Origin of the sequence: Pseudomonas sp. F3-2 (assembly GCF_038804275.1) — a bacterium.
Taxonomy (GTDB): domain Bacteria; phylum Pseudomonadota; class Gammaproteobacteria; order Pseudomonadales; family Pseudomonadaceae; genus Aquipseudomonas.
This window is the reverse complement of sequence record NZ_CP152388.1, coordinates 4634180-4660419: the sequence shown is the minus strand read 5'-3', so window position 1 is coordinate 4660419 and position 26240 is coordinate 4634180. Positions and strand designations below refer to the sequence as shown.

Sequence of the window (26240 nt, the reverse complement as noted above, 5' to 3'; positions counted from 1 at the left end):
ATGCAACTCCTTATCGCGCAGCGCCGGATCGGGCCGCCGCCACGCGGGCATTGAACAGGGTCTAGGCGCTCGGGCCTGTTTCTACGACCTCGTCATTGCGATGCAGTGCCACTTGACGAATCGACAAACGGATTTCAGCTGGCAATACCCGTTTGGCTGCACCTTCAGCCAGTTCGCCGAGCAGTTCGTGATAGCCCAGTTTGCCGGCCTCGTCCTTGCGCAGGACGTCCTGATCCAGCAGCGTTTGGATGAAGTGGCGGAACAGGCTCTTGTCGAAGAATTCCGGGGCATTCAGGCCATGCAGGATCGACAGGCGCTGGGCCATGATCGTGCACAGGTCTTCGAGTTCTTCGGCGGTCAGGGTGTGTTGGCCACTGTTGAGCAGCAGCGAAATCGCCATATAGAAACGCTGGAGGGTCTGCGCGATGGCGCGCGACAGCAAGGTCAGCAGCACGAAGTGCCGCGAACTCGGTGCCGGCCGCAGGTACACGTCCTTCTCGAAGCGCAGCAGCCCTTGCTCGACGAAAGCTGCCAGCCATTGGTCGATCACGGCGTCCAGATCGTCGAGCGACCAGCGAATGAACAACTCCGATTGCAGGTACGGATACAACGCACGGGCGAAGCGCAGGATCTGCTCGCGGCTCATCCGTGACGAGCTCTGGAAGAAGCTGGCCAGCAGCGAGGGCAGCGCGAAGATGTGCAGGACGTTGTTGCGGTAGTACGTCATCAGGACCGCGTTCTGCTCATCCAGATACATAATCTTGCCCAACGCGTCCTTTTGCTCGGACAACAGGTCCATGCCTTTGACATGCTCGATCAGCGCCCGACCGTCGCCCTCGGGCAAGGTGGTATGCGGCGAGTAGGGCACCTGGCGCAGCAGCGTCAGATACAGATCCAGCACACGGGCCAGCGCCTGATCGTCCAGCGCGTGCTTGTGGGTGGACAGCAAGGCCAGTGCCACCAGATTGACCGGGTTGACCGCTGCTGCTTCATTCAGATGCTGCGCGACGCGCTCCCCGAGGCGATGAGTGGTCTCGTTCAGCCACGCGGGTTTGAACAGTGGCCCAAGGCTCTGACTGCGCCAGTCCGGTTGTTCGTGATCGAGGAAGTCGGTCAGCCGGATCGGCTCGCCGAAGTTCACCGACACCTGGCCAAAACGCTGTTTGAGCGCGCCGATGACTTTGAAAATGTCGAAAATCGACTCTTTTTTCTTCGCCGCGCCACGCAGTTCGCCGAGGTAGGTACGCCCTTCGAGCACGCGCTCGTAACCGATGTAGACCGGCACGAAGACGATCGGCATTCGCGAATTGCGCAGAAAGCTGCGCAGCGTGATGGCCAGCATGCCGGTCTTCGGTTGCAGCATGCGCCCGGTGCGCGAGCGTCCGCCTTCGACGAAGTACTCCACCGGAAAACCCTTGGTGAACAGGGTGTGCAGGTACTCGTTGAACACTGCGGTGTACAACGGATTGCCCTTGAACGTGCGACGCATGAAAAACGCGCCGCCACGACGCAGCAGGCTGCCGATCACCGGCATGTTGAGGTTGATGCCGGCGGCGATGTGCGGTGGCGTCAGGCCGTTGCGAAACAGCAGATACGACAGCAACAGATAGTCGATATGGCTGCGGTGGCACGGCACATAAATGATCTCGTTGCCTTGGGCGACGTTCTGCACGCCTTCCAGATGACTGACCTTGATGCCGTCGTAGATCTTGTTCCAGAACCAGCTGAGCACCACTTCCAGGAAACGGATGGCGGTGTAGGTGTAGTCCGAGGCGATTTCGTTGCCGTAGTGCAGCGCCTTTTCGCGGGCCTTGGCCTCAGGGATTTTCTCCCGCGCCGCCTCGTCGAGAATGGCCTGCCTGACCAGCGGGTCCGCCACCAGCCCTTTGACCAGATTGCGCCGATGGGACAGGTCCGGTCCGATGACGGCGGTTTTCAGATTCCGGAAATGCACCCGCAGCAGACGCTGTGCCATGCGCACAGTGCGTTCGTAACCTTTGTTTTCGTCGACCAGCTCGCGCAGGTGAATGGGCGCGGAGAACTGCACGCGGGTCTTGCGCCCCAGAATCAGAATGGTGATGAACTTGCGCAGGCGCCCGGTCACGGCCCAACTGTCGGCGAACAGCAGTTTCCAGGGGCTGTCTTCCTTGTCCGGAGACTGCCCCCAGAACACGCTCACCGGAATGATCTGCGCGTCTTCGGCGGCATTCTGGCTGACCGCACCGACCAGTCGTTCAAGCGTCGGCGGTGCGCCGCGTTTGTCCTGACGCCCGAGCCAGTCAGGCTCCGGGGTCAGGTAAAAGAACGCCGCAGGTTCCGAGAGATTGCCCACCACCACCGACAGCACAGGCCGCGGAAGACCGGCTTTGCGGCATTCGCGATCAAGGACCGCCAGATCGCTCAACGACGGGTTTTGCAGCGCGTAAAACACCGGGCGGCTGCGATCCAGATTGAGGGTGAACGACGACTGATTGATTGTCTCCGACCGTACCCACAGGTACAGCAGGCGGCGCAGGGTGCCAAACACAAGGCGACGAAACGGGGAGCGGGTCATACGAATTCTGCTGAAAGGGGCCGGGCCCACGAGGCGGCCAGTTTGCCGCATATGGCGGGGATGGGCAAAGTTGGGCACAAGGTGAGATTGCAGGGCCTGCAGTGGGAATGAGCTCGCTCACCAAGACGCGGGTACATCCGCCACCAAGTCGGCGGTTGGAAAGCCACTGCATCTCCACAACATGCACCGACCCATTCCCGGCTAAAGCCGGTCCTACAGACGCTGCAAACATTTCGTAGGTCCGGCTCTAGTCGTTCACACGGACGCTACGAGCTTTTTGTAGGACCGGGTCTAGCCGGTCCCACGGATGCTACGAGCTTTCCGTAGGACCGGCTTTAGCCGGGAACGCGTCCAGCGTTATGTCGCTGATCGAAGGGGCGTTAAAGACAGTTGGCTCGCTGCCAACCAGGGCTTCGCGGCGCTGCGAAGTTTGGCGCCTACCACAAACCCTGTGGGAGCGAGCTTGCTCGCGAAGGCTGATTTCCAGCCGATGCATTTCCCCACCATGCACCGGCGTCTTCCCGGCTAAAGCCGGTCCTACAGGCGCTGCAAACATTTCGTAGGACCGGGTCTAGCCGGTCCCACGGACGCTACGAGCTTTTCGTAGGACCGGTCTAGCCGTTCCCACGGAGGCTACGAGCTTTCCGTAGGACCGGCTTTAGCCGGGAACGCGTCCAGTGTTATGTCGCTGATCGAAGGGGCGTTCAAGACGTTGGCTCGCTGCCACAGGTCATAGGCACCCTCATATGAAGAGGGTGCGCTGTAAGGGTTGCCAAGGTCTATGACGTGCGCCAGGTGATCTCTTCTTCGCCGTCGGCACTGATGCGAATCCAGCGGTCGGCGTCCTCTTCGTTTTCTTCCTCGACCCACGTTCCCGGCGCGCAGCGAACTTCGACGTTCAGCGCGGCGAAGGCGGCGCGGGCGCAGGCAATGTCGTCTTCCCACGGCGTCCTGTCGCTGTCCAGGCACAAGCTGTTCCACTTGCCGACAGCCTTGGGAATCCAGGTCACGGGAATGTCGCCCGCCTTGCACTTCCAGGTCTGGCCTTTCTGGACCCATTCGCTGCACGGGCCGATGTCAGCAGTCAGCCAGGTGGTGATGGCTTTGTGATCGACGTCGGCATCTTTCAGGTAGATTTCAATATCGGGTTGGCGCATGGATGCCTCGTGAGTGTTCTGGAAAATCCATTCGCGGATTCAGTCTGTGTACGTTGCAGGCGGATCATTGCAGCACGAAATAATCGTAGCGCATCGACACCGTAACCTCGAAGGGCGCGGCCTGCTCGATCACGTTCGCCCGGCGTTCGGCACTCGCGCGCCAGCCGTGCGGCGTCATGGCCAGCAAGTTGGCGCGAGACTGGCCGTCGGGCAGCGTCAGCGTGAAACGCAGGGTTTCGCTGTGCTGCAGGCTCATGCCGTCGGGCACCAGCGCCAGGTGTTTGTCATCGGCGTAGTCACGGACTTCGTCGTAAAGGCGTTGGCGCAGTTCCATCAAGTGTTCGTTGGTCGGGCCTACACGCATGAGCCCGCCGCCAGGGGAAAGCAGGCGCCTGGCTTCGGCCCAGTCCAATGGGCTGAACACGCTGGCGATGAATTGAATGCTGGCGTCCGGCAGCGGTACGCGGGCCATGCTGGCGATCAACCACGTCAGCCGGGGATCGCGCCTGCACGCTCGCTTGACTGCCTCGCGAGAAATATCCAGCGCGTAGCCATCGCCGTGCGGAAGTGCTTCGGCGATTTGTGCGGTGTAGTACCCCTCGCCACAGCCGATGTCCAGCCAATGCGCGGGCGCCCGTTCGGCAGCCAGTTCGGCAAGGCGCTTTGCGACCGGTGCGTAGTGACCGGCGTTGAGAAAGTCGCGGCGCGCTTCGACCATCGCCTGGTTGTCGCCAGGGTCGCGGCTGTTCTTGTGCTGCACCGGCAGCAGGTTCAGGTAACCCTGGCGCGCGCGATCGAAGCGATGTCCCACAGGACACACGACGCCGTTATCCGCTGAGTCCAGCGGTGCGGAGCAGATCGGACAAGTCAGCATCAGGCGAGCAACTTGACCAGCGTCTGATAGTAGATCTCGGTCAGTACATCGAGATCGCTCGCCAGGATGCGCTCGTTCACCTGATGAATCGTCGCGTTCACCGGGCCCAGCTCGACCACCTGAGTGCCCAGAGTGGCGATGAATCGACCATCGGACGTGCCGCCGCTGGTGGACGCCTTGGTCTCGCGACCGGTGACGCTCTTGATGCTTGCCGACACCGCATCGAGCAGCGCGCCCGGTTCGGTGAGAAAGGGCAGGCCCGAAAGCGCCCAGTCCACGTGCCATTCCAGGCCGTGCTTGTCGAGAATGTCTGCCACGCGTTTCTGCAGGCCTTCGACGGTGGATTCGGTGGAGAAACGGAAGTTGAAGACGGCCGTCAGATCACCCGGAATCACGTTGGTCGCGCCCGTGCCGGAATTGAGATTGGAGATCTGGAAACTGGTCGGCGGGAAGAACGCATTGCCCGCGTCCCAGTGCTCGGCCGCCAGTTCAGCGAGGGCCGGAGCGGCCTGATGAATGGGATTCCTGGCCAGGTGCGGATAAGCCACATGACCCTGTACGCCCTTGACCGTCAGGGTGGCGCCGAGGGAGCCGCGACGACCGTTTTTCACCACATCGCCCACCAGTGTGGTGCTCGACGGTTCGCCGACGATGCACCAGTCCAGACGCTCTTTGCGCGCTGCCAGTCGTTCGACGACAGCCTTGGTGCCGTGATGCGCAGGGCCTTCTTCGTCGCTGGTGATCAGGTAGGCGATCTTGCCCTTGTGGTTCGGGTACTCGGCGACGAAGCGCTCGGTGGCGACGATCATCGACGCCAGGCTGCCTTTCATGTCCGCCGCGCCGCGCCCGCACAACATCCCGTCTTCGTCGATGAGTGCATTGAACGGATCGTTCTGCCAGGCCGTTACGGGGCCGGTCGGGACGACGTCGGTGTGACCGGCGAAGCACAGTACCGGACCCTCTTCGGTGCCGTGGGTGGCCCAGAAATTGTCGACGTCCTCGATGCGCATCGGCTCCAGCGCGAAGCCGGCATCGCCCAGGCGTTTCATCATCACGGCCTGACAATCGGCGTCGAGTGGCGTGACCGATGGGCGACGAATCAGGTCGCAGGCGAGTTGCAGAGTAGGCGAGAGGTCGGCTGGGGCTGTCATGAAAGGTCCGTAAAAAGAGACTGTCTGGCTGTGCAAACGTGGCAGGTAAATCGTGGGTCGATGAACCGATGATATTCCTGTGGGCGTGAGCCTGCTCGCGAAGCCGGACCGCCAGACGCCAAATCGATGTCTGACCGGCCTCTAAGCAAGCCGGCTCGCACCCACGGGATCATGCTGCGGATCGAACCGCGCGCCACGTTGTTGCACTGCGAAGCTGAAAAAGGCCGCCATTCTAAAGCAAAACGGCGACCCGAAGGCCGCCGTTTAGTACAGCACTCGATTGTTTCAGGCTGTAGCGGGCTCTGTGGCTGCCTTGGGCTTGGGCAGCGACGACAGGAACGCCATGATCAGCGCGGCCAGATAAGGCAGCGATTGAACCAGCAGCATCGTCACCCAGAAGCGCATGTCGTTGCTGGGCAGGCCTTGCACCAGGCAAATGCCCAGCGCCGCGCCCCACAACAGCAGCATGATGAACAGCTCCTCGCGGGCCTCGGAAATGGCCACCAGCAGGCCATGGCTGTCGGCGTTTTTCGGCGTCCGGAAGAACGGAATGCTGGTGGTGAAGAAGCCATACAGCACCGCTTTGGCGATGGTGTGCGACAGCGCCAACCCTGCAAGGGCGGCGTAGAACGCGTCCTTCAGGTTCACGCCCACCGCGCGTCGGTACAGGAAGATGATCTTGCCGACCTTGAAGAAGAACAGTGCCAGCGGCGGGATCGCGAAAATCAGCAGCGGCGGGTCGACCCGATTGGGCACGATGATCATCGCCGAGGACCACAGCAATGCACCGACGGTGAAGAAGATGTTCATGCCGTCCGCCACCCAGGGCAGCCAGCCTGCGAGGAAGTGGTAGCGCTGGCCGCGGGTCAGTTCGCTGCCCTTGCCGCGCAACAGGCTGGCGGCGTGGCGCTTGATGATCTGAATCGCGCCGTAGGCCCAGCGGAAACGCTGCTTCTTGAAATCGATAAAGGTGTCCGGCATCAGCCCTTTGCCGAAGCTGTTGTGAGCGTACGCCGCCGAATAGCCCTTCTCGAACACGCGCAGGCCCAGCTCCGCATCTTCGCAGATGCACCAGTCTGCCCAGCCCAACTCTTCGAGCACCGAACGGCGGGTCATGGTCATGGTGCCATGCTGAATGATCGCGTCGCGGTCGTTGCGGGTGACCATGCCGATGTGGAAGAACCCTTTGTATTCCGAATAGCAGAGCTTTTTGAACGCGCTTTCGTGTTGATCGCGATAATCCTGCGGCGACTGCACCACCGCGATTTTCGGATCGGCAAAGTGCGGCACCATGTGCTTGAGCCAGTTGCGGTCCACGCAGTAATCCGAATCGATCACCGCAATCACCTCGGCATCGGGCGCGGTGTGGGGAATCAGGTAGTTCAGCGCGCCCCCTTTGAAGCCTGCCAATGGCGCCACGTGGAAGAATTTGAAGCGCTCGCCGAGCATTTCACAATGCGCCTTGACGGGCTCCCAGACGGCCGGGTCCTTGGTGTTGTTATCGATCAGCAGCACCTCGAAATCCGGATAGTCCAGCGCGGCCAGGGCGTTGAGCGTCTGCTTCACCATCTCCGGAGGCTCGTTGTAACAAGGAACGTGCACCGAGACCTTGGGCCTGTAGGCGGTATCCGCTTCAACAGGCAGGAATTCGCGCCGACGCTTGTGCGTCCAGACCGCTTCGGCGAGTTCATGAGCCTCCGTGAGCAGTACGATGAACACACCAAATGCGCCCAGCGCCAGTAAAAATCCTACGAGCAGGCTGAACCAGGTGCTGTATTGCTGGCTGTAGTCATAGCCGATCCATACCAGCACCGATCCGCACAGGAACGCGATGAAGGTCAGGAAGGTCCGGCCGCGTTGACGCAGCGCCGAGCCGTCGATCAACAGCAGCGCCAGCGCGAGCATGGCCAGCACCGCCGAGCCGATGGCCAGCACCCGCCACTGAGGAATCGCGACAACAGGGCCTTCAAAGTTGAATTTCTGTTGCCGGGCGGCGTTGTAAACGCCCCAATACGCGCCGACCGAGCCTTCGTCGCTGGCTTTCCACGGCTGATCGAAGGCCTCGATCACGAAGTAGTTAAAGCCCTGACGGTTGAGTTTGTTGACCAGCGTGCGCAGATAAATCGCCTGATCCGCCTGGGTGGCATCGGCCCCGCCGCGCATGTGCCCATTGCTCGGCCAGCCGACTTCGGACAGCAGCAGCGGTTTCTTGGGGAACATGTGCTTGAGCTCGCGTGCCCGGTCAAAAACGAACTGTCCGGCTTTGTCCATGGGGATGTATTCCCAGTACGGCAAGATGTGCGCGGCGATCAGGTCCACATGTTTCGCGAGTTCGGGATACTTCTCCCAGATGTGCCACTGCTCTGAGGTGGTAACCGGCACCTTCACTGCTGCGCGGACGCGGTCGAGGAGCGCGATCAGGTCCTTGGGCTTGATTTCCTCGCGATACAGCGCCTCGTTACCGACCACCACGCGCACTACGCTGCGGGTCGTGTTGGCGAGCGCGATGGCGGTATTGATTTCACGCTCGTTACGCTCAAGGTCCGGGCTGATCCAGATGCCGAGCGTCACGCGCAGGCCGAACTCTTCGGCCAGTCGAGGGATGTCCTGCAGACTGCCATCCACGGAGTAGATGCGGATGTTGTCAGTCTGTTTGCTCATCAGCTCCAGGTCTTGGCGCATTTCGTCGTCAGACGGATACACGCCTTTCTGTGGGTTTTGTCCCAGTCTGAAAGGTGAATAAGAGAACCCAGAGATTTGTTCAGGCCAGTCAGGGGCAGAGACAGGGCGATTGATCAATGCCCAGAAACCGGTAAAGAGCGCGGCGATCGCCACGACGACCACCAGGTTGAGACCAAATTTACGCGATGACATAGGGACTTCAGGTTCCAAGCGGGGAACGGAAAAACTGACGGACGCCCGCCAGCACGACCTTGGGCAGCTGACAAATGTTGAAGTTCTGTTCTGAAGAAAATGTAGTCCGTTTCTGCAGAGAGTTGTTTTGCACAGGCAGCGTCTGATGGTTTTCAGACCAAACACCCCCACCAAACAGCTGTCCCAAACTCAGGCAAGGCCTATAATGCGCGCCGGTTTTTTGGGGTATTGGTCATGAGCACAGAAGATCCGCGGTTCGCTGGCATCGCCCGCCTGTATGGCATCGACGGGCTGGAGCGTTTGCGCGCTGCCCATGTGGCGGTCGTCGGCATCGGCGGCGTCGGTTCGTGGGCGGCCGAAGCCATGGCTCGCTGTGGCGTCGGGGAAATCTCGCTGTTCGACATGGACGACGTTTGCGTCAGCAACAGCAACCGGCAGTTGCACGCACTGACCAGCACCGTCGGCCGGCCCAAGGTCGAGGTCATGGCCGATCGCCTGCGTGAGATCAACCCGGACTGCGTCGTGCACGCCGTTGCCGACTTCGTCACCCGTGAAACCATGGCCGAATACATCACGCCGAACATCGATTGCGTCCTGGACTGCATCGACAGCGTGAACGCCAAGGCCGCTCTGATTGCCTGGTGCAAGCGTCGCAAGATCCAGATCATCACCACGGGCGGCGCGGGCGGACAGATTGACCCGACACTGATTCAGGTCTGCGATCTGAACCGCACGTTCAATGATCCGCTTGCTTCCAAGGTGCGGTCGACATTGCGTCGCGATTACGGGTTCTCACGCACCGTCACCCGCCATTACAGCGTGCCGTGCGTGTTTTCCACCGAGCAGCTTCGTTATCCCAAACCGGATGGCAGCATCTGCTTGCAGAAAAGCTTTGTCGGTGACGGCGTGAAGCTCGACTGCGCCGGTGGTTTTGGCGCCGTGATGATGGTCACCGCGACGTTCGGCATGGTGGCGGCCACCAAAGCGGTGGAAAAGATCGTGGCGGGCGTGCGGCGTCCAGCGGATCGGGTCAAGGCGCAAGAAGCCGCCGGGTCTTGAATGTCTGGCCTTGATCTTTGTGGGAGCAAACGCGCTCGCGAAGACTGAGGTCCGGACACTGAATCTACAGCGGGTGTACCGCCTTTATGCGAGCACGCTCGCTCCCGCAATGAGCAGACATGGCGCGGGTGGCGCGATTCAACCCGCCAACTGCCGCATCTTCTGCAATACCGCATTCAAACCGTTGCTGCGTGACGGCGACAACTGGCGGCTGAGCCCCAGCTGATTGAACCAGTCCGCAAGATCGACCCGTTGCAGATCCTGCGCTGACAAGCCATTGACCCGGGCGAGCAGCAGGGCGACCAGACCACGAATCAGGCGCGCGTCGCTGGCCGCGCGAAACTGCCAATGACCGTCAATCATATCGCCGAGCAGCCAGACCTTACTCTCGCAACCGTCCACCAGATGCTCGTCGGACTTTTCCTGGTCGGCAACGGGCGGCAGGCGATCCCCCCATTGCATCAGAAGACGTGCGCGTTGTTCCCAGCTCATCGGGGCGCCGAAGGTTTCCAGCGCGGTCTGCGCCAGTGACGGAAGGTTCATCTCAGCAACTCCAGTGCCTGATCCAGTGCGTTGAAGAAGTGCTCCAAATCCTCCGAGTCGTTGTACAGACCCAGTGACACCCGGATTGCGCCAGCAAGCCCGAGGCTGCTGATCAGCGGAATTGCGCAGTGATGGCCGGCGCGCACCGCGATGCCCTGCTCAGTCAGCAAATGGGCGAGATCGGCATTGTGAACGCCCTCGATCACGAAGCTTGCCAGCGCCACACTCGGATCACCCAACAGCCGAACGCCTTCGCGCAACAGCAGCCCGGCACGCAGCAGATCGTGCAGCCTCGCCTCGTGTTCGGCCACCGCCGTTTGATTGACATCGTTCAGGTAGTCGAACGTGGCGCCAAGGCCAATCACCGCGCTGATAGGCGGAGTGCCCGCCTCGAAGCCCAGTGGAGCAGGACGGAAGGTTGCGTCCAGATAACCGGCCTGCAGAACCATCTCGCCACCGAACTGCCAGTGTCGCAGCTGCGCCAGCGCCTGATGGCGACCGAACAGCACGCCCACACCATCCGGGCCATACAGTTTGTGACCGGAGAACACATAGAAGTCGCAATGCATGGCCTGGACGTCGTGACGTCCATGAACCACGCCTTGCGCGCCGTCGATGACCGTCAAGGCGCCTTGGGCGCGAGCCAGTGCGATCAGTTGAGCAACCGGCTGCCAGGTGCCGAGCACATTGGACAACTGACCGACCGCCAGCAAGCGGGTACGCGAGCTGATCAGCGTGGCGGCGGCGTCGAGGTCGATCACGCCCTGCGTCGTCAGAGGCAGGACGACCAGCCGAGCCTGTCGACGTTTTGCCAGCTGTTGCCAGGGCAGCAGGTTGGCATGGTGCTCCAGCGCGCTGATGACGATCTCATCGCCCGCTTCAAAAAGATGTTCGAGCCCGTAGGCAAGCAGATTCAACGCAGACGTCGTGCCGTGCGTAAAAACGACATGGCCGCTGTCGCCCGCATTCAGCCATTCGCCCGCTTTGCGACGCGTATCCTCGAAGGCCTGAGTCGCCATCGCGCCGGGCAGGTGCTGGGCTCGATGAACGTTGGCAGCACCATTGGCGTAGTAATGTGCCATGGCGTCGATCAGGGCTTGAGGTTTCTGCGCGGTGGCGGCGCTGTCCAGATACGTCTGTCCTTGCCGCTGGAGGGCGTCGAGGGCAGGAAAGTCAGCGCGCCAGGGGGAAATGAGGGACATGAGAATCGTGCTCTCTCCACTGTGCAAGCGAATTCATACGGGCTGCATCAGCCGACAGGGGCGGGCAGAATCTGCCGTCCCTCGTCGAGCAATTGCCCACAATGAACCCGCTCACCCGAGTCGGTCAGTTGTGAGCGTGCAGCGCTTCGTTCAGCTCGATAGCCGACTTGTGGGATTTGCATTCCACGGCACCGGTTTGCGAGTTGCGACGGAACAGCAGATCAGGCTGACCGGCGAGGTCGCGGGCCTTGAGAACCTTGACCAGTTCGTTTTTCTCGTCCAGCAGGGCCACTTTGGTCCCCGCAGTGATGTACAGACCGGCTTCAACGGTATTGCGGTCGCCCAGCGGGATGCCGATACCGGCGTTCGCGCCGATCAGGCAGCCTTCGCCGACCTTGATCACGATGTTGCCGCCACCGGACAGCGTGCCCATGGTCGAGCAGCCGCCGCCCAGATCGGAACCCTTGCCAACGAACACTCCAGCCGACACGCGACCTTCGATCATGCCCGGGCCTTCGGTGCCGCCGTTGAAGTTCACGAAACCTTCGTGCATGACGGTTGTGCCTTCGCCGATGTAGGCACCCAGACGCACGCGAGCGGTGTCAGCGATACGCACGCCGGCCGGAACCACGTAGTCGGTCATTTTCGGGAATTTGTCGACGGAGAACACTTCCAGCAGCTCGCCCTTCAGACGCGCTTCCAGCTGACGCTGCGCCAGTTCGGCCAGATCGATTGCGCCCTGGCTGGTCCAGGCCACGTTCGGCAGCAGGGGGAACACGCCCGCCAGGCTCAGACCGTGTGGCTTGACCAGGCGATGGGACAGCAGGTGCAGCTTCAGGTACGCCTCAGGCGTGGACGTCAGCGCAGCGTCTTCGGCCAGCAGCGTTGCAACCAGCGGCTTGTGGCTTTCAGCCAGACGGGTCAGCAGAGCGGCTTGCGAAGCATCGACGGATTTCAGTGCTTCAGCCAGTTTCGAGGCCAGATCAGTATTGAAACTGATGGCCTGATTGCCACCGGTATAGCCGAGGATCGGGGCGACTGCGGCGACGATTTCAGCCGAAGGGTCAAGCAGCGGCAGGGCGTAGAAGACTTCCAGCCAGGTGCCTTGACGATTTTGGGTGCCAACGCCGAAGGCCAGGCTGAACAGAGAAGTGGACATGCAGATACCTCGTTATTTAGGGCTATCTCAATCAGGCGATAGCCGCAGCGTACAGTTCGGGTTTGAAACCAATCAGGGTTTTGCCGCCAAGATCGAGCACTGGGCGCTTGATCATCGACGGTTGGGCGAGCATCAGTTCAATCGCTTTTTCCTGGTCCAGGTCGGCTTTCTGCGACTCGTCCAGTTTGCGGAAGGTCGTACCTGCGCGGTTCAGTACCGTCTGCCAGCCGTGCTCGTTGCACCACTGGGTCAGGTGTTCGCGGTCGATGCCCAGCGTCTTGTAGTCATGGAAATCGTAGTTCACCGATTTTTCATCGAGCCAGGTGCGAGCCTTCTTCATCGTGTCGCACGCCTTGATTCCGTAGAGGTGCAATGTGTTGGTATTTTCGGCCATGAGCTTGCCCCCTTTGCAATGGTTGGAAAAAACGGTGACGGATTATGCCACGTACAAGCCGGTTGGGCGCGGCCTGGCAAGGGTTTCTGCATTGCAACCGACCTGCAGCGGTCTGGCCCTGACCTAAGTGTTAAGGCGAGGCGTCATGTTAAACCGCTAATATGGCACCTCGACGCTGCATCCAGCCGACTGGATGGCAGTCATCAGTCGCTCGCTCGGGGAAGCACGCAATGCAGACAGCCTATACCGTCCTTATCCTTCTGACGCTTGTGGGTGTCTCGCGATTACTGGCCCGTGTCATTCCCCTGCCGTTGCCCTTGGTGCAGATCGCCGCGGGTGCATTGCTCGCCTGGCCGACGCTGGGGCTGCACGTGGCGCTGGATCCCGAGCTGTTCCTATTTCTGTTTCTGCCACCCTTGCTGTTTTCCGATGGCTGGCGCATGCCCAAGCGAGACTTCTGGCGCTACCGCGGCCCCATCCTGACGCTGGCGGTTGGTCTGGTTATCTTCACGGTCATAGGCGCCGGTTATTTCATTCACTGGTTATTGCCCGCAGTCCCTCTGCCGGTAGCCTTTGCCCTGGCAGCGGTTCTGTCGCCGACCGACGCCGTTGCGGTGTCCGCCATCGCTCAGGATCGCCTGCCCGCGCCGATCATGCGGATGTTGCAGGGCGAGGCACTGATGAACGATGCGTCTGGCCTGGTGACCTTCAAGTTCGCGCTGGCTGCAGCGATTACCGGCGTGTTTTCCATTGCCGACGCGAGCCTCAATTTCATCCTCGTCGCATGCGGCGGCCTGGCCGTCGGCATCGCGCTCAGCTGGCTGGTAGGGCGGATGCGCAGCTGGATGATCACCCGCGGCTGGGATGATCCAGCGACCCACGTGGTATTCATGTTGCTGTTGCCGTTTGCTGCCTACGTTCTGGCGGAACGGCTGCAGGTTTCCGGCATCCTGTCGGCGGTGGCCGCAGGAATGATGCAAAGCTGGGTGGACCTGCTGCCGCGACAGACCAGCACCCGGCTGCTCAACCGAAGCGTATGGACGTTGCTGGAGTTCGCATTCAACGGCCTGATTTTCCTCCTGTTGGGTCTCCAGTTGCCGGACATTATCTCGGCGGTCACTGTCCACGAGGTCACGCTCTGGCCCACGCTGTTGTGGCGTTGCCTGGATGTGCTGGCCATTTTCGTGGTGCTGGCCGTGCTGCGTTATGTCTGGGTGCAAAGCATCTGGCGTCTGATGATCCGGATACGTCGTTGGCGCGGACGCGGCGACGGCTCGCTGGAGCTCTCGACCCGTTCGTCCCTGTTGTTGACGGTCGGTGGCGTGCGCGGGGCTGTGACGCTGGCCGGTACTCTGTCGGTGCCGATGCTGATCAGCGCGGGTATCGAGTTTCCCGAGCGTGACCTGCTGATATTCATTGCTGCCGGCGTCATCCTCATCTCCCTGGTGGTGGCCAGTATTGCCTTGCCGCTGCTGGTGCGCGGTCTTACCAGCGAGCCCGATCTGCGCCTGAAGCGAGAAGTGCGCGATGCCTGGAAACGCACGGCGGAAGCGGCGATCCACGCACTGGAAAATCCCGAGGTGGCGGATGCCACGACGTCTCCGGATGCCGCGCAGGCGGTACTGGCGACCGAGGTGAAGTCGCGCATCATGTCCGAGTACCGCCATCGGCTGGAGATGTTCAACGACACGGCCGAAGCCCAGGCACTGGCGTTTCAGATGGATCAAGTGGAGAAGCGCATGCGCATCAATGCCCTGCGTGCTCAACGACTGGAGCTTTACCGTCTGCATCGTCATCACCAGATCGGGGACGATGTGCTGGGCCAGATTCTGGCAGAGCTCGATCTTAACGAGGCCAATCTGGGGCCGGCCAAATAGGGCGGGCAGGTCTTGACGGAGTGGATGAGGCGCATCGGTGGACCTCCCTGTTCGAGCAGGATTGAAGGAGGTCCGATTATCCGGTGTGAAAGAAACGCGAGTGCACTACATATGTACCGCACCTTAAGTTTCTGAGGGCGGCACAATGGTCAACGTTGAACGAATGCGCGGATCCGCTCGGCTGCCTCGACACATTCGGCGAGCGGTGCAACCAGTGCCATGCGGACGCGCCCGGCACCCGGGTTGAAGCCCTCGACATCGCGGGACAGGTAAGAACCCGGCACGACGGTCACATGCTCGGTGACAAACAGGTCGCGGCAGAATGCTGCGTCATCGGTGCCGACGTTCGGCCAGAGATAGAAGCCACCGTCAGGGCGCTGCACGTCCATTACCGGAGAGAGGATTTCCAGCACCGCATCGAACTTTTCCCGGTACAGCGTCCGGTTGGCGCGTACGTGTTCTTCATCGTTCCACGCCGCGATGCTCGCCAGTTGCGTCTGAACCGGCATCGCGCAGCCATGATAGGTCCGATAAAGCAGAAAGGCCTTGAGAATCTCGGCATCGCCGGCGACGAATCCTGAACGCAGTCCCGGCAGGTTGGAGCGTTTGGAGAGGCTGTGGAACACCACGCAACGCTTGAAATCCTGACGGCCCAGTTCGGCGCACGCGCTGAGCAGACCCGGTGGAGGGGCGTCCTCGTCGAAGTAAAGCTCGCTGTAGCATTCGTCGGCGGCGATCACGAAGTCGTGTTCGTCGGCCAGCGCGATGAGCTTCTTCAACGTCTCAACGGGGATAAGCGCGCCCGTCGGGTTACCCGGCGAGCACAGGAAGAGAATCTGGCAGCGTTTCCAGACGTCAGCCGGCACGGCGTCGAAGTCAGGGTTGAAGCCATGCTCTGCAAGGCACGGCAGGTAATGCGGGCTGGCACCGGCGAGGAACGCGGCGCCTTCGTAGATTTGATAGAACGGGTTCGGGCTGATCACCAGACCGTCATCGCTGCGATTGACCACCGTCTGGGTGAACGCGAACAGCGCTTCGCGCGTGCCGTTGACCGGCAGCACGTGCTTGCTCGCGTCCAGCCAGCCCTGCGGAACGCTGAAACGGCGCTCGCACCAGTTGGCGATGGCTTCACGCAGTGCAGGGATCCCGGCCGTGGTGGGGTAGACAGCCATCTGGTCCAGGTTGTCGGCCAGCGCCTTTGCAACGAACTCGGGCGATGTGTGCTTGGGTTCGCCGATCGACAAGGCGATCGGGCGCTTGTCAGGGTTGGGCGTGACGCTGCCAAGCAAGGCGCGGAGTTTTTCGAACGGGTAGGGTTGAAGCTGCTGCAGAGCGTTATTCATGTGCAATGGGTCTCAGGGAGCTGGGCGCCTGACATTCCGCATCAGAATGTTCAGGCGCTGTTGAATCGATTCGTCAGGGCGTTCAGATGCTGATGCGCAGTTCGCTGCCCGGTTCCGGGTTGACGCTCAGTTGCTGGACGATCGCGTCCTGCAGGCGGCGACACAGCTGGGGATCGGACAGTGGCTGGTTGTTTTCATCGGTCAGGAAGAAGACGTCTTCGACCCGCTCGCCCAGGGTGGCAATCTTGGCGTTCTGCAGAGACAGATCGAACTCCAGGAATATCTTGCCCACGCGGGCGAGGAGGCCGGGACGGTCCGGGGCGCTGAGCTCCAGCACGGTGACCGGACGCTGTGCGTCATTGGAAATCGTGACGACCGGGGCGAAGGCAAAGTGCTTGAGCTGACGGGGCACTCGACGCTTGATGATCGTCGGGTAGTCGTCCGGGTTGCGCAGCGCTTCAGTCAGCCCTTCGCGGATGGTCTTGATCCGCTCGGGATTATCGCCGATGGAGCCGCCGTCGCTGTCCAGCACGATGTAGGTGTCAAGGGTGAACTGGCTGGTAGACGTGATGACCCGAGCGTCGTGAATGTTCAGGTTCAACTGGTCCATCGCCGCTACGGTCACTGCGAAAAAGTCGTGCTGGTCCGGCGCGTAGATGAATATCTGCGTGCCGCCCTCGAATTCACGCTGCGTCGTCTCCTTGATCAACACCAGAGGACCGCCGTCGACGGGCTGCTGCAGGATTGCATCGCTGTGCCATGCAACGTCGCCCGCGGTGTGGCGCAAGAAGTAATCGTCGCCAAGCTGGGACCATAACTGCTCGACATCGTCGGGGTCTGTGCCGCTGCGCACCAATATGTCCAGCGCTGCGCTCTGCGTGCGACGAATCTGCTCCTCGCGGTCGACCGGGTTTTCCAGACCGCGTTTGAGCGCGCGTTTGGTTTCGGTGTAAAGCTGACGCAGCAAGCTGGCACGCCAGGAGTTCCACAACGTCGGATTCGTCGCGTTGATGTCGGCGATCGTCAGGACATAAAGGTAATCCAGATGCACCTCGTCGCCCACGAACTGGGCGAAGTCGTGGATCACTTGCGGATCGGAGAGATCCTTGCGCTGCGCCGTGGTGGACATCACCAGATGGTTTTGCACCAGCCAGACGATCAACTGCGTGTCCCACTGCGGCAAGTGGTGGCGAATGCCGAAGGCTTCGGCGTCCACTGCACCGAGTTCCGAATGATCGCCGCCGCGACCTTTGCCGATATCGTGATAAAGGCCGGCCAGGTAGATCAATTCAGGCTTGGGAAGCTTGGCCATGAGCTTGCTTGCAAGCGGGAATTTCTCCGACACCTGGGTGTATTGAAGCTTACGTAGGTGTTTGATCAGATTCAGCGTGTGGGCGTCGACGGTATAAATGTGGAACAGATCGTGTTGCATCTGCCCGACGATGTGGCCGAACTCCGGCAGATAAAGGCCCAGAATGCCGTACCGGTTCATGCGACGCAGATTGCGGTGAATGCCGATCTCGCACTTGAACAGTTCGATGAACAGGCTGGTATTGCGGATATCGTTGCGGAAATCGTCGTTGATCAGGTGCCTGTGTTCGCGCAGCAGGCGAATGGTGTCGGCACGCACGCCTTTGATTTCCGGGCGTTGCGCCATCAGTACGAATATCTCCAGCATCGCGAAAGGCGTGCGTTTGAAGACGTTCGCGTGGGTTGCCTCGATATACCCGTCGTGGAGCTGGAAGCGCGAGTTGATCGATTCGGTGACGGTGTGCTCGTCATCGGAAAGGATCACTTCTTCGAAATGCTGAATGATCAGGTCGCTGAGTTGGGCGATGCTCATGACCACGCGGTAGTACTTCTGCATGAAGCGCTCTATGGCCAGCTTTGCGTCGCTGTCCTGATAGCCGAGCAGGCGTGCAATGTTGGTCTGGTAGTCGAACAGCAGCCGGTCCTCGGAGCGGCCCGCCAGCATGTGCAGCGCGTAACGCACCTTCCAGAGAAATTCCTGAGACGACGCCAGCAGCGCGTTTTCGCTTTCCAGCAAAAAGCCCTGATCGGCCAGCGCGTGCAGATTGAGCGTGCCGTACTGGCGGCGCGCAACCCAGAGGATCGTCTGGATGTCACGCAGACCGCCCGGCGAGCCCTTCACATTGGGTTCGAGGTTGTATTCGGTATCGAAATACTTGTGATGGCGGGTTTTCTGTTCGGCGCGTTTGGCCAGAAAGAATTCCTTGCTGGGCCACATCTCGCCAGTGCTGGTGACTTCCAGCATGCGCTGGCGCAGTCGCTCGGGTCCTGCGATGGTGCGGCTTTCCATGAGATTGGTGATCACGGTCAGATCAGCGCGGGCCTCAGTGGCACATTCGTCCACCGAGCGAACGCTCTGACCCACTTCCAGGCCGATGTCCCACAGCAGCGTAAGGAAACGCTCAATGGAATCGCGGAAAACCTCATGGTCGGCGCTGTCCAGCAGGATCAGCAGGTCGATGTCGGAATAGGGGTGCAGTTCGCCTCGGCCATACCCGCCCACCGCCAAAAGGGCGATGTCGGCGTCTTCGCTCCAGTCGAACTGGTCCCAGGCCTGCTGCAGAATATTGTCGACGAACCAGGCGCGGTCCTCGATCAGTCTGCGGATCTCCCGGCCTGATTTGAAGCGTTGGTCCAGCACCTCGCGGGCTTGACGTATGGCTTTCTTGAAGGCCGGGATGGGGCTGGCCTTGAGCGCCAGTTCGGCCTGGAACTGGCCGCGATCGAACAAATCTGGGTCCACCTGCGGCATCGAGCTGCTTTCCTTCTATCTATATCGACCGTACTGGGTAGAGACGTGGGATCAGGCCGAGACGCGGGCGATGGTGTCATCGCTGCGCAAGGTGAAGATCTCGTAGCCCGAAGCGGTCACCAGAATGGTGTGTTCCCACTGCGCCGACAGCTTGCGGTCCTTGGTGATGGCTGTCCAGCCGTCGCCAAGCAGGCGCGTGTCAGCTTTGCCCTGGTTGATCATGGGCTCGATGGTAAAGGTCATGCCTTCCTTGAGCTCCATGCCGGTGCCGGCCTTGCCGTAATGCACCACCTGAGGTTCTTCGTGGAAGACCTTGCCGATGCCGTGGCCGCAGTATTCACGGACAACCGAGAAGCCGTTCTTCTCTGCGTGCTTCTGGATCACCTCGCCGATGTCGCCAAGATGCGCACCCGGCCTGACGACCTCGATGCCTTTATACAGACACTCCTGAGTCACACGCGACAGGCGCTCGGCCCACTCGGGCACTTTGCCCACATGAAACATTTTGCTGGTGTCGCCGTGGTAACCGTCCTTGATGACGGTCACGTCGATGTTCAGTACGTCGCCATCCTTGAGCGGCTTCTCGTTCGGGATGCCGTGGCAGACCACGTGATTGATCGAGGTGCAGATGGATTTCGGAAAACCCTTGTAATTCAGCGGCGCCGGAATGGCTTTCTGCTCATTGACGATGTAGTCATGGCAGATACGATCCAGCTCGTCGGTGGTGACGCCAGGCTTGACGTACGCCCCGATCATTTCGAGCACGTCAGCGGCGAGACGGCCGGCGATACGCATCTTTTCAATGTCTTCAGGGGTTTTGAGGGTAACGGTCATACAAGGCTCTCTCGGCGCGGCAGGGCCGCAGCTAAAACACGGAAAAACGCGATTCTACCAGACCGTCGCCGGGCGGGTTATCATCGCTTCCTTATATGCATGCCCGCGGCCGTGTCCATCGACGCGGCGAAGCATGAAAAAGCGTCTGAAAAACAGGATCTTATTTCGGGTTCCGTTATCAGAGCTTTTGTGATATAAAATGCGCCGCTTTACGGGGTACGTCCCGAAAGCTCAAACCCACACACGTGTCGACACGATGACCTGGGTGCCCTCGGCTCAAGCCGTTGGTTGGTCATTGGGATACGTGGAGGCCTAACCCGACTTATCAAGGAACTATCATGTCCCAAGTCAACATGCGCGATATGCTGAAGGCCGGTGTGCACTTCGGTCACCAAACCCGTTACTGGAATCCGAAAATGGGTAAGTACATTTTCGGCGCGCGTAACAAGATTCACATCATCAACCTTGAAAAAACCCTGCCTATGTTCAACGAAGCTCTGACTTTCGTTGAGCGCCTGGCTCAGGGCAAAAACAAGATCCTGTTCGTCGGCACCAAGCGTTCCGCTGGCAAGATCGTCGCTGAAGAAGCAGCACGTTGCGGTTCGCCGTACGTCGATCACCGCTGGTTGGGCGGCATGCTGACCAACTTCAAAACCATCCGTGCTTCCATCAAGCGTCTGCGCGAGCTCGAAGTTCAGGCTGAAGACGGTACCTTCGCCAAGCTGACCAAGAAAGAGGCGCTGATGCGCACTCGCGATCTGGAAAAGCTGGATCGTAGCCTGGGCGGTATCAAGGATATGGGCGGTCTGCCAGACGCTCTGTTCGTTATCGACGTTGATCACGAGCGCATTGCTATCACCGAAGCCAACAAGCTGGGCATCCCGGTCATCGGCGTAGTCGATACCAACAGCAGCCCTGAAGGTGTTGACTACATCATCCCAGGCAACGATGACGCCATTCGCGCCATCCAGCTGTACATGGGTTCGATGGCTGATGCTGTCATCCGTGGTCGCAACAACGTTGCTGGCGGCACCGACGTTTACGTTGAAGAAGCTCCAGCGGCAACTGTTGAAGGCTGAGTAGCAAACGCCTGGCGTTTACTCAGTACGCAAAAAGGGGGCTAGGCCCCCTTTTTGCCACCTCGAAAACCATCTGGCGTTGCCATCGACCTGATGTCATGTGCAGCGGTCACCATGGCTTTTCAAGAATTTGAACGCCCGCCCAGCGGGTGGAATGGTTGAAGACCTATCCAAGAGGATTTTGAAATGGCAGAGATTACTGCAGCGTTGGTCAAAGAACTGCGCGAGCGTACTGGCGAAGGTATGATGGACTGCAAAAAGGCCTTGACCAAGGCCGGCGGCGACATCGAAAAAGCCATCGACGATATGCGTGCTTCGGGCGCAATCAAGGCCGCCAAAAAAGCAGGCAACATTGCTGCTGAAGGCGCCATCGCTATCAAGGACAACGGCAAGCGCGCTGTCCTGATCGAAGTCAACTCGCAGACCGACTTCCTGGCTCTGCAGGACGACTTCAAGACCTTCGTCGCTTCCAGCGTCGCAAAAGCATTCGAGCAGCAAGACTTCACCGTCGAGCAACTGATCGAAGCTCAGGAAACCGAGCGTACCGCTCTGGTTGCCAAGGTCGGCGAGAACGTCAACATTCGTCGTCTGGCGCGTGTTGAAGGTGACGTTCTGGGTTCCTACCTGCACGGCAACAAGATCGGCGTGGTTGTAGCCCTCAAAGGCGGCGACGCTGAACTGGCCAAAGACATCGCGATGCACGTTGCAGCCAGCAACCCTGAGTTCCTGCTGCCTTCCGACGTTTCGGCCGAAGCGATCGAGCGCGAGAAGAACGTCTTCCTGCAGCTGAACGAAGACAAGCTCAAAGGCAAGCCTGCCGATATCGCCGAGAAGATGGTTGCCGGTCGTATCAGCAAGTTCCTGGCTGAAGCCAGCCTGGTCGAGCAAGCGTTCGTCAAGAACCCGGAAATCAAGGTCGGCGAGCTGGCCAAGAAAGCCGGTGCTGAAATCGTATCGTTCACCTACTTCAAAGTAGGCGAAGGCATCGAGAAGCCAGTCGACAACTTCGCAGAAGAAGTTGCTGCTCAAGTAGCTGCTTCCAAGCAATAAGACGGTTCTCCAACTGTCGCCCCAAAGAGGCTGCCCGCTCACGCGCGCAGCCTCTTTGTCAAAACGGCACGCGGAATTTGTTTTTCAGGGGTTGTGGCTTACGAGGCTGCAATTTCCTCAGGTAGTAGCCTAGAGTTAGCGCAGCCGCACATGGCTGGTCGACTCGTCAGATTTTTTTTAACGCCGCAGGAGAGATTCGCAATGGCTCAGCAGGGCAGTGGTTATCAAGCTCGCTATAAACGCATTCTACTCAAGCTTAGCGGCGAGGCCCTGATGGGGTCGGAAGAGTTCGGTATCGACCCTAAAGTGCTGGATCGCATGGCGCTTGAAGTGGGTCAGCTGGTGGGCATTGGGGTTCAGGTCGGTCTGGTGATCGGCGGTGGCAACCTGTTCCGTGGTGCGGCGTTGAGTGCCGCTGGCATGGACCGTGTCACGGGCGATCACATGGGCATGCTGGCCACTGTGATGAATGCCCTGGCAATGCGTGATGCGCTGGAGCGCGCCAATATCTCGGCCATCGTGATGTCGGCCATCTCCATGGTGGGTGTGACCGATCACTATGATCGTCGCAAAGCCATGCGCCACCTCAATTCCAAAGAAGTGGTCATTTTCGCTGCGGGGACCGGCAACCCGTTCTTCACCACCGATTCGGCTGCCTGCCTGCGCGCGATCGAAATCGACGCCGACGTCGTGTTGAAGGCAACCAAGGTGGATGGTGTGTACACTGCCGATCCATTCAAGGACCCGCATGCCGAGAAGTTCGATCATCTGACCTACGATGAAGTGCTGGATCGCAAGCTGGGTGTAATGGACCTGACGGCCATCTGCCTGTGCCGTGACCACAAGATGCCGCTGCGTGTCTTTAATATGAACAAACCCGGCGCCCTGCTGAACATCGTGCATGGCGGCGCGGAAGGAACTTTGATCGAGGAAGGCGAACAATGATCAACGACATTAAAAAAGCCGCTCAAGAGCGCATGCAGAAATCCATCGAATCGCTGCACCACGCGTTTGGCCAGATTCGTACCGGCAAGGCCCACCCCAGCATCCTGGGCAGCGTGATGGTGCCTTACTACGGCGCTGATACCCCGTTGAGCGGCGTCGCCAGCGTCACCGTCAAAGACTCCCGCACCCTGCAGGTCGTGGCGTTCGAGCGCAACATGCTCGCGGCGGTCGACAAGGCGATTCAAAGCGCAGGTCTGAACCTGAACCCGACCAACCTGGGCGAGATGCTGCTGATCTCCATGCCCGCGCTGACCGAAGAGACCCGCAAGGGCTTCACCAAACAGGCCCGCAGTGCCGCAGAAGATGCGCGCGTAGCCGTTCGCAATATCCGTCGCGATGCGCTGGGCGATCTGAAGAAACTGGTCAAGGACAAAGAGATCAGCGAAGACGAAGAGCGTCGTGGTACCGCTGAGATCGACAAGCTGATCAAGGATTTCGAGGCCCAGATCACCAAGGCCACGGAAGATAAAGAGAAGGACCTGATGGCCGTATAAGGGGTCAGGAAGCTTTCATGGATAAGACAAAGCTGGCTGTGCCGTCATCGGTGCCGCGTCATGTCGCGATCATCATGGATGGGAACAATCGCTGGGCCAAGAAGCGTCTGCTGCCAGGTGTGGCAGGCCACAAGGCTGGCGTGGACGCCGTTCGCGCCGTGATCGAGGTGTGCGCCGAGGCCAAGGTCGAGGTGCTGACGCTGTTCGCCTTTTCCAGTGAGAACTGGCAGCGTCCGGCCGAGGAGGTCGGCGCGCTGATGGAGTTGTTCTTCACCGCCTTGCGTCGAGAGACCCGGCGCCTGAACGAGAACGGCATCAGCCTGCGGATCATCGGTGATCGCTCGCGGTTCCACCCGGAGTTGCAGGCTGCTATCCGCGAAGCGGAAGCCAGCACTGCCGCGAACAGCCGCTTTGTCCTGCAGATCGCCGCCAATTATGGCGGTCAGTGGGACATCGCTCAGGCCGCGCAGCGCCTCGCGCGTGAGGTCCAGGCCGGGCATCTGCGCCCTGACGACATCACCCCGGAGCTGCTGCAGACCTGTCTGGCGACGGGCGATCTGCCGTTGCCAGATCTGTGCATTCGTACCGGTGGCGAGCACCGCATCAGCAATTTTCTGCTGTGGCAGCTGGCTTACGCCGAGTTGTATTTCTCCGACCTGTTCTGGCCGGACTTCAAACACGAAGCCATGCGCCATGCGCTGGCCGATTTCGCTTCTCGCCAACGCCGCTTCGGGAAGACCAGCGAGCAGGTTGAAGCAGGAGCCCGTGCTTAATGCTCAAACAACGAATCATCACAGCGTTGATCCTTGCGCCACTCGCCCTGTGCGGCTTCTTTCTGCTCGTCGGTGGCAGCTTCGCGCTGTTCATCGGCGCCGTAGTGGTGCTGGGGGCGTGGGAATGGGCGCGTCTGGCCGGTTTTGAAGCTCAATCTGCCCGCGTGCTGTATTCGGCAGTGGTCGGGGTGCTGCTGTTTCTTCTTTATCTGTTGCCCGGGCTCGCACCATGGATCCTGGTGGCGGCCTTGCTCTGGTGGTTGACCGCGACCTGGCTGGTGCTGACGTACCCCGAGTCCAGCGAACACTGGTCAAGCGCCGCATGCAAACTGGCCATCGGTCTGCTGATTCTACTGCCGGCCTGGCAAGGACTGGTTCTCATCAAGCTGGCGCCGATGGGCAACTGGCTGATTCTTTCGGTGATGATTCTGGTGTGGGGTGCCGACATTGGCGCCTATTTCTCCGGCAAGGCGTTCGGCAAGCGCAAGCTGGCCCCGAAAGTCAGCCCGGGCAAAAGCTGGGAAGGCCTTTACGGCGGTCTCGCTGCCTGCCTGCTCATCACAGCGGTCGTGGGTATTTTCCGCGGATGGTCCATTCTTGAGATCGTGTTCGCGCTGGTGTGCGCGGCGATCGTGGTGTTGATCTCCGTGGTGGGCGATCTGACCGAAAGCATGTTCAAGCGTAAATCCGGCGTTAAAGACAGCAGCAACCTGCTGCCGGGTCATGGCGGCGTGCTTGACCGCATCGACAGCCTTACCGCCGCGATTCCGGTTTTCGCCCTGCTGCTCTGGGCAGCCAAAGATTGGGGCATGATGTGAGCAAGCCCCAACTGATCACCGTTCTGGGAGCTACCGGGTCGGTAGGCCTGAGTACGCTGGACGTTATCGCGCGTCATCCTTCGCGCTACCAGGTTTTCGCCCTGACCGGCTTCAGCCGTCTGACAGAGCTGCTGGCGTTGTGCGTTCGCCACACGCCACAGTTCGCCGTGGTCCCGACCACGGTCGCTGCGCGGCAATTGCAGGATGACTTGCGGGCGGCCGGCCTCGACACGCGGGTGCTGGTAGGGGAGGGCGGCCTGTGCGAGGTGTCCGCTCACCCGCAGGTCGACACCGTATTGGCGGCCATCGTCGGGGCAGCCGGTCTGCGCCCGACGCTTGCGGCGGTGGAGGCTGGCAAGAAGGTTCTGCTGGCCAACAAGGAGGCGCTGGTCATGTCCGGCGCGCTGTTCATGCAGGCCGTGCGCCGCAGTGGCACGGTATTGCTGCCTCTGGACAGCGAGCACAACGCGATCTTCCAGTGCCTGCCTGGCAACTACGCCAATGGCCTTGCGCAGGTGGGGGTGCGGCGGATATTGCTGACAGCTTCGGGCGGTCCGTTTCGCGAAACGGCACTGGCCGAGCTGGAAGAAGTTTCGCCAGAGCAGGCCTGTGCGCACCCGAACTGGTCCATGGGGCGCAAGATTTCCGTGGATTCTGCGAGCATGATGAACAAGGGCCTCGAGCTGATCGAAGCCTGCTGGTTGTTCGACACCACGCCTGAAAAGATCCAGGTGGTCATCCACCCCCAGAGCGTGATCCACTCGATGGTGGACTACGCGGATGGCTCGGTGCTGGCGCAACTGGGCAACCCCGACATGCGCACGCCGATTGCCCATGCGCTCGCCTGGCCTGAGCGCATCGATTCGGGCGTCGCGCCGCTCGATCTGTTCAGCATTGCCCGGCTGGACTTTCAGGCACCGGACGAATTGCGCTTCCCTTGCCTGCGCCTTGCGCGGCAAGCTGCGGAAACCGGGAACAGCGCTCCGGCGGTCTTGAATGCGGCCAACGAAGTGGCGGTGGCCGCGTTCCTGGACCGACGCATCCGTTACCCGGAGATCGCGAGTATGATCGACGAGGTGTTGAATCTTGAGCCTGTCGTGGCAGTGGACGAGCTGGATACGGTTTTCGAAGTCGATGCCCGGGCTCGATCGCTGGCGGAGCAGTGGCTCGGTCGAAATGGGCGATAAACGGCAAGTGCCGACAGGCGCAGGTCAATGG

General features: G+C 60.4%; 21 protein-coding genes. 9 read left to right on the top strand and 12 right to left on the bottom strand.

Annotated elements, in window-relative coordinates; genetic code table 11:
- Positions 1-61: 61 nt before the first annotated feature.
- The 5 genes from plsB to AAGQ88_RS20910 form a co-directional block, all read right to left on the bottom strand.
- Entirely contained in the window at positions 62-2554 is a 2493-nt protein-coding gene (gene plsB, locus AAGQ88_RS20930) for a glycerol-3-phosphate 1-O-acyltransferase PlsB (RefSeq protein ID WP_342653447.1), read from the bottom strand.
- 779 nt (positions 2555-3333) lie between these two features.
- Positions 3334-3711 (bottom strand): hypothetical protein, encoded by a 378-nt coding sequence (locus AAGQ88_RS20925; protein WP_285422384.1) that lies wholly within the window; start codon positions 3709-3711, stop codon positions 3334-3336.
- 64 nt (positions 3712-3775) lie between these two features.
- Positions 3776-4585 carry a putative RNA methyltransferase gene (locus AAGQ88_RS20920; RefSeq protein ID WP_342653446.1) on the bottom strand — a complete coding sequence of 270 codons (810 nt, stop codon included), beginning with the start codon at positions 4583-4585 and terminating at the stop codon, positions 3776-3778.
- Entirely contained in the window at positions 4585-5736 is a 1152-nt protein-coding gene (dapE, locus tag AAGQ88_RS20915; protein WP_342653445.1) for a succinyl-diaminopimelate desuccinylase, read from the bottom strand. Before dapE ends, AAGQ88_RS20920 begins: the two co-directional genes overlap by 1 nt.
- 285 nt (positions 5737-6021) lie before the next feature.
- Entirely contained in the window at positions 6022-8610 is a 2589-nt protein-coding gene (locus tag AAGQ88_RS20910; RefSeq protein ID WP_285422382.1) for a glycosyltransferase, read from the bottom strand.
- A 228-nt stretch (positions 8611-8838) separates the two neighbouring features.
- Between AAGQ88_RS20910 and tcdA the strand changes: the two genes are divergently transcribed.
- Positions 8839-9669 carry a tRNA cyclic N6-threonylcarbamoyladenosine(37) synthase TcdA gene (gene tcdA / locus AAGQ88_RS20905; RefSeq protein WP_342653444.1) on the top strand — a complete coding sequence of 277 codons (831 nt, stop codon included), beginning with the start codon at positions 8839-8841 and terminating at the stop codon, positions 9667-9669.
- 138 nt (positions 9670-9807) lie between these two features.
- Here the strand turns inward: tcdA and AAGQ88_RS20900 are convergent, their stop codons facing one another.
- The 4 genes from AAGQ88_RS20900 to AAGQ88_RS20885 form a co-directional block, all read right to left on the bottom strand.
- Positions 9808-10212: a SufE family protein gene (locus AAGQ88_RS20900; RefSeq protein WP_342653443.1), complete on the bottom strand. Its 405-nt coding sequence runs from the start codon at positions 10210-10212 to the stop codon at positions 9808-9810.
- Positions 10209-11414: a cysteine desulfurase gene (locus AAGQ88_RS20895; RefSeq protein WP_342653442.1), complete on the bottom strand. Its 1206-nt coding sequence runs from the start codon at positions 11412-11414 to the stop codon at positions 10209-10211. Before AAGQ88_RS20895 ends, AAGQ88_RS20900 begins: the two co-directional genes overlap by 4 nt.
- A gap of 124 nt (positions 11415-11538) precedes the next feature.
- Positions 11539-12573 carry a 2,3,4,5-tetrahydropyridine-2,6-dicarboxylate N-succinyltransferase gene (dapD, locus tag AAGQ88_RS20890; protein WP_093463290.1) on the bottom strand — a complete coding sequence of 345 codons (1035 nt, stop codon included), beginning with the start codon at positions 12571-12573 and terminating at the stop codon, positions 11539-11541.
- Between the two features lie 31 nt (positions 12574-12604).
- Positions 12605-12967 (bottom strand): ArsC family reductase, encoded by a 363-nt coding sequence (locus tag AAGQ88_RS20885; RefSeq protein ID WP_285422378.1) that lies wholly within the window; start codon positions 12965-12967, stop codon positions 12605-12607.
- A 230-nt stretch (positions 12968-13197) separates the two neighbouring features.
- Between AAGQ88_RS20885 and AAGQ88_RS20880 the strand changes: the two genes are divergently transcribed.
- On the top strand, positions 13198-14844 hold the full coding sequence (locus tag AAGQ88_RS20880) for a Na+/H+ antiporter (RefSeq protein WP_285422377.1): 1647 nt from the start codon (positions 13198-13200) through the stop codon (positions 14842-14844).
- A gap of 149 nt (positions 14845-14993) precedes the next feature.
- On the opposite strand, the gene dapC is transcribed toward AAGQ88_RS20880, so the two are convergent.
- The 3 genes from dapC to map form a co-directional block, all read right to left on the bottom strand.
- On the bottom strand, positions 14994-16187 hold the full coding sequence (gene dapC / locus AAGQ88_RS20875; protein ID WP_342653441.1) for a succinyldiaminopimelate transaminase: 1194 nt from the start codon (positions 16185-16187) through the stop codon (positions 14994-14996).
- Positions 16188-16269: 82 nt separating this feature from the next.
- Positions 16270-18969 (bottom strand): [protein-PII] uridylyltransferase, encoded by a 2700-nt coding sequence (locus tag AAGQ88_RS20870; protein WP_285422375.1) that lies wholly within the window; start codon positions 18967-18969, stop codon positions 16270-16272.
- A 51-nt stretch (positions 18970-19020) separates the two neighbouring features.
- Positions 19021-19803, bottom strand: a complete 783-nt coding sequence (gene map, locus AAGQ88_RS20865) for a type I methionyl aminopeptidase (RefSeq protein WP_285422374.1) — start codon at positions 19801-19803, stop codon at positions 19021-19023.
- Between the two features lie 338 nt (positions 19804-20141).
- On the opposite strand from map, the gene rpsB reads away from it, so the two are divergent.
- From rpsB to ispC, 7 genes are all read left to right on the top strand, one after another.
- Positions 20142-20882, top strand: coding sequence for a 30S ribosomal protein S2 (rpsB, locus tag AAGQ88_RS20860; protein ID WP_074752735.1), 741 nt, complete (start codon positions 20142-20144; stop codon positions 20880-20882).
- A gap of 186 nt (positions 20883-21068) precedes the next feature.
- A complete protein-coding gene (gene tsf / locus AAGQ88_RS20855) occupies positions 21069-21932 on the top strand; it encodes a translation elongation factor Ts (RefSeq protein WP_285422373.1) in 864 nt (287 codons plus the stop codon).
- A gap of 201 nt (positions 21933-22133) precedes the next feature.
- Positions 22134-22877 (top strand): UMP kinase, encoded by a 744-nt coding sequence (gene pyrH / locus AAGQ88_RS20850; RefSeq protein ID WP_011059526.1) that lies wholly within the window; start codon positions 22134-22136, stop codon positions 22875-22877.
- On the top strand, positions 22874-23431 hold the full coding sequence (gene frr / locus AAGQ88_RS20845; RefSeq protein WP_093463311.1) for a ribosome recycling factor: 558 nt from the start codon (positions 22874-22876) through the stop codon (positions 23429-23431). Before pyrH ends, frr begins: the two co-directional genes overlap by 4 nt.
- A gap of 17 nt (positions 23432-23448) precedes the next feature.
- Positions 23449-24204 (top strand): polyprenyl diphosphate synthase, encoded by a 756-nt coding sequence (uppS, locus tag AAGQ88_RS20840; RefSeq protein ID WP_093463314.1) that lies wholly within the window; start codon positions 23449-23451, stop codon positions 24202-24204.
- On the top strand, positions 24204-25022 hold the full coding sequence (locus AAGQ88_RS20835) for a phosphatidate cytidylyltransferase (RefSeq protein WP_342653440.1): 819 nt from the start codon (positions 24204-24206) through the stop codon (positions 25020-25022). The genes uppS and AAGQ88_RS20835 overlap by 1 nt, the downstream gene beginning before the upstream one ends.
- On the top strand, positions 25019-26209 hold the full coding sequence (gene ispC / locus AAGQ88_RS20830) for a 1-deoxy-D-xylulose-5-phosphate reductoisomerase (protein WP_342653439.1): 1191 nt from the start codon (positions 25019-25021) through the stop codon (positions 26207-26209). The genes AAGQ88_RS20835 and ispC overlap by 4 nt, the downstream gene beginning before the upstream one ends.
- Positions 26210-26240 lie beyond the last annotated feature (31 nt).